The 12,725-nt window shown below is 37.8% G+C and carries 8 protein-coding genes; 4 read left to right on the forward strand and 4 right to left on the reverse strand.

The features are described 5' to 3' along the window. Positions 1–49: 49 nt before the first annotated feature. A complete protein-coding gene (locus AC0VZ5_RS13465) occupies positions 50–2,797 on the forward strand; it encodes a S9 family peptidase (protein ID WP_475473230.1) in 2,748 nt (915 codons plus the stop codon). Positions 2,798–2,993: 196 nt separating this feature from the next. Next, positions 2,994–3,878, forward strand: coding sequence for a Fic family protein (locus AC0VZ5_RS13470; RefSeq protein ID WP_475473232.1), 885 nt, complete (start codon positions 2,994–2,996; stop codon positions 3,876–3,878). Between the two features lie 449 nt (positions 3,879–4,327). On the opposite strand, the gene AC0VZ5_RS13475 is transcribed toward AC0VZ5_RS13470, so the two are convergent. Together AC0VZ5_RS13475 and AC0VZ5_RS13480 are read right to left on the reverse strand one after the other, a co-directional pair. Next, on the reverse strand, positions 4,328–4,987 hold the full coding sequence (locus AC0VZ5_RS13475; RefSeq protein WP_076921923.1) for a hypothetical protein: 660 nt from the start codon (positions 4,985–4,987) through the stop codon (positions 4,328–4,330). 52 nt (positions 4,988–5,039) lie between these two features. Further along, positions 5,040–5,171: a hypothetical protein gene (locus tag AC0VZ5_RS13480; protein ID WP_055014250.1), complete on the reverse strand. Its 132-nt coding sequence runs from the start codon at positions 5,169–5,171 to the stop codon at positions 5,040–5,042. Positions 5,172–5,579: 408 nt separating this feature from the next. Between AC0VZ5_RS13480 and AC0VZ5_RS13485 the strand changes: the two genes are divergently transcribed. Then, the gene (locus AC0VZ5_RS13485) at positions 5,580–5,915 is read left to right on the forward strand and encodes a type I restriction-modification system subunit M N-terminal domain-containing protein (protein ID WP_475473235.1); all 336 of its coding nucleotides are present in this window, start codon (positions 5,580–5,582) and stop codon (positions 5,913–5,915) included. Between the two features lie 24 nt (positions 5,916–5,939). Then, the gene (locus tag AC0VZ5_RS13490) at positions 5,940–8,081 is read left to right on the forward strand and encodes an N-6 DNA methylase (protein ID WP_475473237.1); all 2,142 of its coding nucleotides are present in this window, start codon (positions 5,940–5,942) and stop codon (positions 8,079–8,081) included. A gap of 236 nt (positions 8,082–8,317) precedes the next feature. On the opposite strand, the gene AC0VZ5_RS13495 is transcribed toward AC0VZ5_RS13490, so the two are convergent. Together AC0VZ5_RS13495 and AC0VZ5_RS13500 are read right to left on the reverse strand one after the other, a co-directional pair. Beyond that, positions 8,318–10,543, reverse strand: a complete 2,226-nt coding sequence (locus tag AC0VZ5_RS13495) for a UvrD-helicase domain-containing protein (protein ID WP_475473239.1) — start codon at positions 10,541–10,543, stop codon at positions 8,318–8,320. Next, positions 10,536–12,674, reverse strand: coding sequence for an ATP-dependent nuclease (locus tag AC0VZ5_RS13500; RefSeq protein ID WP_475473241.1), 2,139 nt, complete (start codon positions 12,672–12,674; stop codon positions 10,536–10,538). Before AC0VZ5_RS13500 ends, AC0VZ5_RS13495 begins: the two co-directional genes overlap by 8 nt. Positions 12,675–12,725 lie beyond the last annotated feature (51 nt).

Genomic DNA, 12,725 nt, shown 5'->3' on the forward strand with positions numbered 1-12,725 from the left:
TTATTAAAACTCGTTACAATAAAATAATGTTAAAAAACGAGAATCTATAATGAAAACACAACTCACTCTTATAGGCTGTGCACTTATTACCAGCTTAACGAGCGCCAGTGCCTTAGCAAATAAGCCATTAGAATTTAAAGATGTATTTGATTTTAAATCTGTAAAAGGCACACAGCTTTCTGAAAATGGTCAAATCCTCTCTTTAAGTGCAACTCCTTATCGTGGCAATGCCACTGGGCAAGTCTACTCGCTAAATAACAACAAGCTTATTGCTGAGGTAGAGCGAGGCACTCGCCCTACAATTAACAAAATGGCGAACTGGGTTGCATTCATCCAAGTGCCTACCCTACTTGAAAAAGAAACCACTAAGAAAAAAAGCGATCTAAAAAACAATCTAGTATTAGTGAATACCCAAACCGGTGAGCAACAACGCTTTAATGACGTAAAAGACTACGTACTCGCTAATAACGGGAAGTGGCTTGCCTATCGTAAAAATGAGAGCACAGACGCGGATGATAAAAACGCCGATAACGATAGCGCTATCCCTGCAGACAAAAAAGATAAAAGCTACCCGCTGGTTATCGTCAACTTAAGCGATAAACGCACCCACACTCTTGAAAGTGCTTTCACCTATGATATTAGCGCCACCAGCGATCAATTATTAGTGAGCCAAAGCTATGTGGATGGCAATAATAATCAAATTACTTTATTTTCACTCAATGATTTTACCAGCACAGCATTAATTGACGAGCCTGGTGTGGTTGCCAACAAAATAGCTTGGCATCCAATCAATAAGAGTGTTGCATTTACTTTAGGTAACTATGTAAACGATGATAAGCGTCGCCGCCAATACGAATTAACGCTTTGGCAGGACGAAACGCTTACCACTGTGCAGTCACCTAACCCAGAATGGTTAATGGGTAAAACTGCGACATTAACGTGGGCCGAAGATGGTACACGCCTATACTTTGAAAACCGCCCAAAACTTGCTGAAAAAGTTAAACAAAAGGAATATACCGATGAGTCGTCATTGTATGACTTTGAGGTTATTCGCGACCAAAAAGGGTTAAATGTATGGCACAACAACGATGCGCAAATTAAACCTCGCGAAGAGCAGCAATGGAATGAAAGTAATAAGAATCGACATTACACGGCGGTATACCATGTAAACTCGCAACAAGTTGTGCAGTTAAGCACACCAAATATGCCTGAGGTCGCACTTAATACTGAACGCGCGGATTCATTATTAGGTTACTCAAATTTAGCTCATCTTGAAAAAGTAATGTATGGCGGTTTTTTTGCTGACTACTTTGCTGTTGATATAAAAACGGGTAAACAAACCCCTATTATTAACGACTACCCATTTAGACCAAGCCTTGCGCCTAATGGTCAGTTTGCTGCTTACTTTGATAATAACCAAGTACAGCTTAAAAACTTAGGCAATAACAAAGTGAGCGTACTCAGCAAAGCGGTTAACGCCACCTTTGCCGATGACAAACACGATTATCCATCTAAGCAGCCTGGCTATGGCTTTGCTGGCTGGCTTAACGATAGCAGCGAAATACTGGTTTATAGTAAATATGATATTTGGTCGTTTAATGTAAATACCAAGCAAGCCAAACGCTTAACTAATGGTAAACAAAGTAATACTCAGTACAGAGTGATCAAGCTTGATAAAAACCAAGTGGGCTTTAACAGCAATGATACTCTTTTGCTCTCCGCAATTAACTTACAAAGTAAGCAAAGTGAGGTGGCTAAACTTAATTTAACAACGCTTAACGTTACTAAAGTACTCACAGGTAATAAGCGTTTTGATGTAATTAAAAAAGCCAAAAGTGCCGATAAATACTTATTTACAGAGCAAACTTATCAGCAATTCCCTGATATTTATCAAACTGACTTTAGCTTCAAACAAGCACAACAAGTCACTAACCTTAATCCTCAGGTAACTAATTTTGCTTGGGGAGAAAAGCCTGAACTTATTAGCTATAAAGGCTTTGATGGAGAAGATTTACAAGGGGTATTAATCAAACCTGCCGGCTATAAAAAAGGCGATAAAGTACCGGTTGTGGTGTACTTTTACCGCTATATGAGCCAGCGTATGTACGATTTCCCTAAAATGGAATTAAATCATCGCCCTAACTTTCCGATGTTTACATCAAATGGTTACGCCATCTTTTTACCTGATATTCGTTTTGAAATAGGTCACCCAGGTAAGTCTTCAACTCAAACCATGATCAACGCCACTCAAAAGCTGATTGATTTAGGCATTGCCGATGCTAATAAAATAGGGTTACAAGGCCACTCATGGGCGGGTTATCAAAGCGCGTTTATGATCACTGAAACTGATATGTTTAAAGCTGTGGTATCGGGTGCGCCTGTGTCTAACATGACCAGCGCCTACAGTGGCATTCGCTTAAAGTCAGGGCTTGCCCGCCAATTTCAATATGAAACAGGGCAAAGTCGCATTGGTAAAAACTTATTTGAAGCCCCAGAGCTTTATATTGAGAACTCGCCAGTCTTTTTTGCGGATAAAGTAAATACCCCTATTTTGATTATGTTTGGTGATAAAGACGATGCTGTGCCATGGCATGAAGGCGTGCAATATTACTTAGCACTGCGCCGTGCGGGTAAAGATGCCACATTTTTACAATATGAAGGTGAACCGCATCACTTAAAGCAATTCCCTAATCAGGTAGATTTCTCCGTGCGCATGATGCAGTACTTTGATCATTACTTAAAAGGCAAGCCAGCCGCTAAGTGGATGAAAGAGGGTGAAGCGTTTATCGAAGAGTAACTAATAAACCGGCGCTATTTGGCGTCGGTTTAACATTTAAAACCAGCAATTAAGGACTATATAAAGCTTTAAATAAATACTAAATCACTATTAAAACTGACTTTTATGCCTAGTTCGCGTATTCTAACCCCCTGATTTAAATAACCTCTATAACGAAATGAGCAACGCCACTCCCCCATTTTCGATTTCAGCCAGCATGACCCACAGCATTGTGGGTATTAGTGAAGCTTTAGGTAAAATCAGTGCCTTATATTCGCCAGCAACTATTGAGCACTATAAGCAACAAAAACCCACCTCTATACAAATGAAAAACTCTGAGTTTCAATTCACAGCATCTGACCTATCAAGCCCAGATAGCTTATTAGCTCTGCATCGCAGCTTAATGAAAGATCAAAGTGAAAAGTCAGGCTGTTATAGAGAGCAAAGTCTAGCGTTAAAAAATGGCTTACAAATGGCACCACAGGCAATGCGAGTGCCACAAATGGTAGAAGAGCTATTTGCGTGGTTTAATACAACCAACCATCACCCTCTAATCAGTAGCGCAGTATGTCATTATGAATTGCAGTTTATCCAACCTGTTTCACTGGGTAATACTGAATTAGCCTGTACTTGGCAAACCCAACAATTATCGCAGTGGCATACGCTATTTTCATTACTAAACATTCATAACCTAATAGCGACAACACGCCAACAATACGTTGAAAGCATTAACCTAAGTACCAAAACAGGTGACTCATCCGTATTTATTGAGTACATGTTAGAGACATTACTTTCAGCATTGAACGTTTTAGAAAGTGATTTAAAATCAATAACAAAAAGCCAAACCCCACAACAACCCCCTCAAGTTAAAAACACTATACACTTAGACATACAAGCCCCCCAAGTCATCGCTTTAATAAATGTATTTAATCAAAGCGAAAAACCATTAAACCGACAAGAGCTACAAAACCAGCTAGGGTTAAAAGATAGAAAACATTTTAGAGAGCGCTACTTAAAGCCTGCAATTGAGGCAGGCATAATCGAAATGACTATTCCCGAAAAACCGAATAGCAAAATGCAGCAATATAAACTTAAAAGTTAGAAATAAAAAATGCCACTTAAGAGCTTAAGTGGCAGGTTTAATAAGCCGCGCTGAGCGACTTTTTTGTGCAGCGACAATAAAGTTTGCCCGTAAAAGAAGGTGAGGCTTTAGTTTCTGCAAGCAAGAAACAAGTTAACAACGCTAATTGCTGACGTAAGAATGAGTAACTTTCAATATTAGAATATCGAAAAGCCAGCGGCCACAAAAGTGACGGCTGGCTTTCCTACCCACCCTATCCCGTAATCACATGGTATGTTTCGGCTAATCAGCAATACCTTTGACCTAGCTTAATGAAAGCAATAACAATGTGCTCCTAAAAATGTTTGAATAGCGCTGCGGTAGCAAACTGGCTAGTCACAGGGCTTACCAATACAGGTGCTTCAAACTGATGTGGTTTATCCACATATTTTGGCGTTAAGGTGCCAGTTTCCTATGGGGGTCTCACTAATTTACCAAATAGCAGGGTATTCAACAACTCCGTCAATACCAAACCCATGATTTAGCAAAGCTTGTCTTACTATAAATGGCAATGTATTCGCATCGCTAGGGTACTTAGCTAAAGTAGTTTCAGAAAATGTATCAATAGCAGCTAGCAGCTCTGATAGGCTAAATTGTTCAGAAACAACCGACCCCCAAATAGCGTCTTCAACTGTTGATTCTAATTCGGCATTTGTATTTTGAAACATTAGGCGACTTTGATACACAACTCTGAACTTGTTGTTACCCTGATGATGGATAACAATCTTAAGCTGAGGAATCTTTTTTAGTAACTGAGACTTAACTCGTCTAGCATCAAAAAATGCTTGGCTTAATATCACCTTTCCTTCAACTTTATAGAAATTTTTTGAATTTGTCTCAGGAACGATATTCCAATAAACACGAAAAGAGTTTCTTCTTAATTTATGACCATAAATTTCAAGTAAGGGTTTTAGTTGCTGTTCAGTGCCTTGTTTAGAGCCACTATTCCATCCACTCACAATTGATTGTTGAACCCTACAGGCATCTTTAATTTCATTTTGAGTCCAACCATCATTTAGTGCCAGTCTTATTAGCTGCTTGGTTTGTTTGAACTTTCTCTTATTCTTTTTTGAGCTTGTTGTTGCTTCCATAATTATCCTTAAAATGAAGCAGATGAATAATCACCTGCTTCCTCATTCCCAGCTATTTTTTCTGGTTTGGGTTCATCTGCTTACCTCTATTACCATGTACTTTAGCATTAGCAGGGTTGTTTCCTGAAGTGCCTTTATTATTATTTGCTTGATTCGCTTTGTGATTACTATTTTGATTAGACATTATTTTCTCCTCATTGGTTGTCTGTCTAAATCATATGAAATTATGAAAAAAGAAAAACTGATAGTTTTATGATAATTAGTGATAACCAATGATACTTTTTAAATCATCAAACAATGCTTGTTTACTGACTTCTTGTTATCTCCTCAATTTTCTCATATCCTGTACCTGTTCATTTTTAGAGAAAGTAATGGCAGACGAATTATCAACAATTCAATTGGTGCAACATATCTAAAGTTGGGGGAAAAGCAGGTAGAATAAAAAAGAGTCCTCCACCAATAAAATCTGCAGAATAAGGATGTTATTTACTCCCAAATTAACAACAGTTTTTGCTGAGATATAACATCGGCAGTAGAGATGAACAGGTATTACGCCTGATAAAATCAACGAAGAGTTTTTGAAGGCTGATACATGAAGATAACTCAAACTGAACTGGAAAATCATCTAATTAAAGCTGCGGATATAATGCGAGGCACGATAGATGCTTCCGAGATAAAAGAGTATATCTTCGGCATGCTGTTTTTAAAGCGCTGTTCCGATACATTTGAAGAACGTCGCGAAGAAGTTATCAATACTCAACTTGAAAAAGGTAAAAGCAAAGAAGAAGCTAAAAACATTGCCGAAAATAAAATGTGGTACAAAAATACTTTTTATGTACCTCCCACCTCCCGTTGGGAGTATTTAGTCAAACAAGCCCATAAAAATGTTGGTAACTTCTTAAATGAAGCGCTTAGCAGGCTAGAGTAAGGTAATAGCTCACTACAAGACATATTGGAGCACATCGACTTTAATCGTAAAGTAGGTAAAAGAATATTAACAGATAATCAACTTCGCGAATTTTTCACTCACTTTAACCAAATTAATCTAGCTGATAATAGCCTAGAAAACTCAGACGTTTTAGGTGAGGCTTTTGAATCATTACTTGGCTATTTTGCAGAAAATGCTAGAAGTAAATCCGGAGAATTTCATACCCCAAGAGCGATAGTTCAGTTAATGGTTGAACTTGCAAATCCACAAAATGGCAGCACTGTTTATGACCCATGTTGTGGTTCTGCCGGTATGCTCATCGGGGCAGAAAAGTATATAGGTAATAGTATTGGGGTTAATTCAAATGTAGAGCTTTATGGGCAAGAAATAAAAGGTACGACGTGGTCAATTGCTAAAATGAACCTCCTATTTTCTGGGGCTCAGCTAAGTAACATTACAAACGAAGATACATTAGAAAACCCAAGACATATCAATAGCGATGGAACACTTACCCAATTCGACAGAGTGATTTCAAACCCTCCTTTTTCCAGCAACTTTGGTACTAGAGATCAAAATTTAAACCTCGATTTTAAATTCCCCGAAAGGTTTAAATATGGTGCAGTAAATACGGGAACTAGAAAAGCGGATTTAATGTTTTTACAGCACATGCTAGCGACCTGTAAAGATCATGGGAAAGTAGTCTCGATTATTCCTTTTGGCGCTCTTTTTCGTAATGGTGATGAAAAACAAATTCGAGCGGGAATTATAGAAAACGACTTAATAGAAGCCGTCATTGCTCTGCCTCAGGGGCTGTTTTATGGCACAGGTATACCTACTGCCATTTTAGTTCTTAACAAAAATAAACCTGATGCTAACAAACAAAAAGTTTTATTTGTCGATGCTTCACATGACTATAGTGAAGTTCGATACGCAAATCGTTTACGCCCAGAAGATATCCAAAAAATTACTAATGCGTACTTTTCCTACGTCACAGATGGAAGTTATTCAAAATTAGTTTACATAGAAGAAATTCGTGAAAATGATTACAACCTTAACGTAAAGGGTTATGTTGATAATTCACCTGTTTTAAGACGAATAAATGAACTCAATGCACACCATCAAGCTTTTAAAAAGTACTCTTTTTCCTCTAACCATGAAAACTGTGCAGTAAAATCAATTAACTCTCCTTCCAATAGCCCTCGTTCAAATACCATAGTGTTAAGTAAGATAGCTAAAGGCACAAAACAGTGCATTGAACACGATGAAATAGGCACCAGAAACAAATTAAATTTTTTTGAAATTCAGTTTGATGAAAATATAGTTTCAAGCGAGTACGTAAAATTATTTTTTGAATCAGAACTAGGTAAGCTCACGCTATCTCACCTTCCTCGTGGTACAACCATGCCAATGCTAAATAAAAAGGACCTTGAGAGTTTAACAATATTTATTCCAGCTGAGAATGAACAAAATAGAATAATAAACTTGGCCAGAAAGTTAGATGTTGCAAGAGAGCAACTTGCCAAATTTAAAAATAATTTACTTGAAAAACCTGCTCTTTATAAAGAAGTTGAAAGCCAAACAGACAGTCTTATTTATGAACTTTCAACTTTAGATGAAGTAAACAGAATTAAGCAACTCATTAAAATAAATGAAACTCAGAGGATCGAATTCAAACAATCCTTTTTCGTAAATGTTGATGATTTAGGTCTTTCTTATGAAAAAAATGATAAAGAATACAAAAAGAGATGCAAAGAAGAGCAGTATAAAATAGCGAAAAATATTGCAACTTTTTTAAACACTGATGGTGGCACTTTATTGATTGGTGTAAATGATGACAGCAGAATCAGTGGTGTTGAAAAGGAAATGCAGCACATCGATGAAATAAAAGCCGAAGCTTACATAAAGCGTTTATCTCAAATCGTTGCAAACTTTTTAGGTGAAAGAAATAACAAATGGTTGGAGTATTCATCTGTTGAAATAGAAAAAAAAATAATCATTGTTGTCGACTGTAAAAAAGCGCCAAAGCCGGTGCTATTACCAAGTAAAGACAAAAATGGAGTATTTCATAGCGAACCAACTGAGTTTATGAGAAGAACAGGAACCTCATCAGTCACGTTAACCGGTTATGAACTTTTAGAATATATCAATTCACATTTTAATAAGTAAAAATATACCATAAACCTTATCCTAGTTAGAAAGACATTTGTTCAACGCCGCTGACATATTGCGTGGTAATAAGGATGCATCAGAACTTAAATAAGTCATTTTTGAAACACTCTACCAATATCTTTCAAGAGTCAAGAGCGTCATGAAGAAGTCATCAGAGCGTTACTTGAAAAAGAAAAACCATGCAAAAACTGAATCACTATGTGCAGCGACAATAATGTTTGCCTGTAGAGCACCTAAATAAAGTCCAACTGGAGCTTTTCATTAACCCTAGCTACTTTCCAACCGTTAGCCTTTAATTTTTCAAAATCCTCGCTTGTCCAATCTATGTTGCTTGTGGCATTTTTTTTATGGGATTCAGGAATAGCCAAACAAATAAGGTGAGTGGGTCGAGTTAATCCAACATATAGCGTATTTAGCCAATTTTTTTTAGGGCCAGTCGCTTCATTAGCTCGCTGCTCCCCAAGAAGATAAGGCTTCAATTGACCAAGTATCGGTCCCCGATTTGTACTTTCAAGCAACAGCGTTGCTGTATGTGTCTGTCCTTTGACTGAATGGATAGTACCAAGCCTAAGATCAATAGTGTCCTCACTATCATTGAATTTATGCCTATATAAATTATTTCTTTCACTTGCACCTTCTTCGAGGTGACCATCAGGAAGATCGACTCCATGCCAATCAATAAACTTGACTTTAGATGAGTCAATATCAGATCTATCAGTAAGGCTGCTAATCACCTCGAGGACAATTGCAGTTAAAGCTTTCCAGTTATATTCATCCACTTTATTTTGGTTAGTCAAAGACTTTAGAACAACTTGGGTGTAAGCTGCTGACAAAGGGTCTCCAACTTCACGCTTAATGGCACTATGTTTATTTGCCAGTGACTTTATTTTTGAAAAACTTGTGCCTTTAGTATCATCGAGACTGTCACTAGTGATTAAAAAACAAGCTCTCAATACTCCTTCGGCAAACTTTTCCATACCAACAAATAGGCTCTTGGTATCCCTAATAAGATATCTGCCATGATTTAGGTAATCAATTAAATAGCGATGCTGCTGGTGCTCTTTTGTCATCTTATCAGCAATATATGGCATGTAATAATCCCTAATAGTTCGTGCAAACTCTTCTGTTGAAGGAGCTCCATCTCTCTCTTTATGTATATGGGAACAAACCTTCACATTTGCAGACTCAAGCTCAAAAGAGGTTAGCTCCTTTGATAGGAGCTCTGCAAATGCTGGAATAACTAAGTTTCTAGTCTCTTCACTAAAAACCAATACACAATGATTACAACCTCCATTTGAATCGGCTCTTACTCCCTGCATTGCAATGTCTAAAGGGCTTGTCTCAAAGATCGCAGCAATTGATGAAATACTTTGATCAAATCGATGACTAACAGGTAAGGTCAATCTAGCAATACTTGATGATGGATATGGGTCTAAACCATCTGATGGCATGGGAGGTTCAAAAGTATAAATTGTTTGATTTGCATCACCAAACCTTTGCCTTGTTACAGCGTTTAGTTCTGGTATATCTGATAAAAATAGCTTATGAAGCATTTCAGTCTGGGAGGAGGAAGTATCTTGTGCTTCATCAATAAACAGAAGAGGAAATCTCGCCCGAATTATTTTATATACATCTTCAGATGTATTCATTAATGCTTTGGAGAAAACAAAAATATCACTAAAACAAAATATCCCCTTATTCACTACCTCCTCAACGCATTTTCTGAGTAACAGCTCTAGATCTGCGGAGAGCTCAAAGGGTTTATCTCCCCCTTGAGTCACGCGAACTGTATTATAAGACTCGTCAACTATCTTCCAATAAATAGGGATGCCCAATCGTCTTTCTGATACATCTTTCTTCTCGTGATCAGCTAACCATTGCTGAGCTTCAACATGTTTTTTCGCAGTCGCTTTCGAACTCTTAATATCATCTAAACGTTTCTTAACTTGCTCAGTAACAAAATGATCTGTTAAGCGGAGGTAATAATCTTTTTGTAGCAATTTACGCCTTTGAGAGCGACAAAGCTCATCATCAATACTTACTAATGGGATACCTTTTGAGTTTAAATATGGTTTAGCTAAAAAATCACTAAAAAAGCTGTGAATAGTCCCTATGAAATGAGGGTGACGAAGAAGCCTTTGTCCTTCAAATGTGCTCCCTAGCCGCTCCTGAATTTCTTCTCTTGCTGCATTTGTCATAGACAGAACACAGATCCCCTGTGACTCAGACGTCCAATAACGTGATAGTAGCGCTAATTTCGCTACAAGCACCGTCGTTTTACCACTACCAGGGCATGCCTCAACATCTAACTCGTCAAGGTTTTGCAAAACAGTTATTTGATGCTCATCAAAACCTTTTTTTAACCCTAAAACTAGTTCTACCCATTTAATATCTTCCGCAGAAAAAGGGGGTTCATCTTTGTTCTGATTACAGCTTAGCAATGATCGAACACTATTCATCACTATTCCCCTCAAGCGGTAAAGGTCTCACGGCAGTAGTGACATGATTGATTGCTTCTACCAATGCAGCCGGAAGCACTCCCTTCCAGTAAGCTATACGATCATATTCCAAGCCATGACTACGCATTAGCTTATCATCTATATCTTCTAGTAATATCCCAAGGTGCTGACCAGCAGCAGCTTTTGAAGCCTTTTTCTTCATAATCAATGAGGCGTTTTCATCACCTATGTAGTCAGATATACTAACTGGACTCAAGAAAAGCTCATACACTTTACCCGCTAAAACACCGATATCCTTATACTGCTCAGTTAAGAATTCATAAAAACTTTTAGCAGCTGTCACAACCTTCGCTTGTTTAGATTTATCATACACAGTCGAGTGTTCGGCTTTAGCCAAACAAGCTGCTACTGTCATTTCTTTTGCTAAACCATGAAACGCCAAAGAGTACTCCAATGTCCAAGGACCAGAGTAAAAACCTTTAACAAAATTCCCTTTATAATCACGTTCAGCCGCTTCAATTTTCGCAGCATCGAATTTATTTCCCTCCAAATTAGAAATCACATTCTTTGGGAAAGCTGCATCTAGCTCTTTAAAATCAGGAGTTCCACCACCTTTGACAGTTTCATACGCACTTTCCCATAGCAAATCGAGTTGTGACTTATCTTTGACACTATCAAGTCTCAGTTCACGAGCAGCCGGAAAAGGGATTAAATCCCAGTCATGTAAACACGAAACATTAATCCCTGGGTTAGGGTAATCCTTTGTACCAGAGAATATATTTGCATACCGGCTAAGTCCTGTATGCCCAACATTGACAATAGAAACCCCATTTTCTGTGAAATCTTTACCAATAAGTTTAGCTATAGAAGGGACTAACAAATTCTCTGCGTCTCCCTCAACAATCATTACCCCTCGGCAGAAAAATAAGTTCGATTTTGTAGCATCAATAAAGCGCTCTAAAAAAATGCAATCATCTTCTGGTAACAGGCCTGCTGCGTTAAAAGGTAGCACCCTACCTTTGTTAACCATCGTCATGCATTTAATTGGTAGTTTTGAAGCTAATGTTGGGCTATGAGTTGATAGAACAACTTGTAAATGAACAGCATGCTCTTCTTTGTGTTTTTGCACTTTACTTTGGAGATACTGGATTAACTTTAGTTGTCGTTGAGGATGCAAATGTGCTTCTGGCTCCTCAATAATCAGCAAAGCAGGCTCATCTTTAGAGTCTGCAAGAAGAAGCATTTCACACGCAATATACAATAAATTATTTGAACCTAATCCACGTCTACCACCGATATTATCCAAAGAAACACCTATTTTCTCCAACATCTGCCTTTTAAGCGCTTCTTCATCTGAATCAGGTCCTATACCTAATTTAGCACTGAGGTTATCTCCTGACATCTGTAGTGGCTTCAAAAATTTTGTATTAAGGGCTTCTGTAGTTTCACCTATTGCAGGTTGCCTTTCTAAGAGTTGATTTACTAGGCGAGCAATACCAACAACACCTATTTTATCAATAACTTCACCAAATTTATCTTCAGATACTGAAGATAAATTAATTTCATTTTCACCTAGACCTATTGTAGGTTGCTTCCTCAATATTTTTGAAATTCGTGAGTTTCGCCCAGCATCCATTTCCTTTTCCGCATCTCGAAGCGGTCTAAGGTAAGTAGCCCGAAGATTATCTCTCGCATCAGCATCAAGTTCCTTTAATCCGTGAGCTGAAGTTGGAAGACCTGCAAAAATTGTAGTTCTTACTTTTCCGTTGCGTAGAGCTGCATTTAGCGTAATTTTTAAAACAACTGGGTTATGCTCAATTTCAGGCTGGTAAGTTAAATAGTCAGCAAAATACGCTTGCTCTGCGAGAGATAAATCTATAAAAAGAGCTTCTATAGAGAATTCTTTGGCCTGAATACCTTCAGGGGAATAATGAAAGTCTTCAGCTATAGGTCTAAGACTTTCTTGATCTCTAGTACCAAAAATCATTCTCAATGCATCAATGATTGCCGTTTTCCCAGCATCGTTTTCACCTACAAGCGTATTCAGCCCTACTTGCAATGGAAGCTTTAACTTTTCATCTCCTGTCCCGAAGCACCTAAAATTCTCTACAACAAGTTCATTTATATACATAATCACCATCCATAGCTATTGAAAATAATTTCTACAATATCACTTAACTTA

This window comes from Pseudoalteromonas sp. QJM3NY_12, assembly GCF_056173165.1.

Excerpts from the sequence above, each read along its gene's own strand:
- AC0VZ5_RS13465 (WP_475473230.1), top strand. The coding sequence starts at position 50 with ATGAAAACACAACTCACTCTTATAGGCTGTGCACTTATTACCAGCTTA.
- AC0VZ5_RS13470 (WP_475473232.1), top strand. The coding sequence starts at position 2,994 with ATGACCCACAGCATTGTGGGTATTAGTGAAGCTTTAGGTAAAATCAGT.
- AC0VZ5_RS13475 (WP_076921923.1), bottom strand. The coding sequence starts at position 4,987 with ATGGAAGCAACAACAAGCTCAAAAAAGAATAAGAGAAAGTTCAAACAA.
- AC0VZ5_RS13480 (WP_055014250.1), bottom strand. The coding sequence starts at position 5,171 with ATGTCTAATCAAAATAGTAATCACAAAGCGAATCAAGCAAATAATAAT.
- AC0VZ5_RS13485 (WP_475473235.1), top strand. The coding sequence starts at position 5,580 with ATGAAGATAACTCAAACTGAACTGGAAAATCATCTAATTAAAGCTGCG.
- AC0VZ5_RS13495 (WP_475473239.1), bottom strand. The coding sequence starts at position 10,543 with ATGAATAGTGTTCGATCATTGCTAAGCTGTAATCAGAACAAAGATGAA.
- AC0VZ5_RS13500 (WP_475473241.1), bottom strand. The coding sequence starts at position 12,674 with ATGTATATAAATGAACTTGTTGTAGAGAATTTTAGGTGCTTCGGGACA.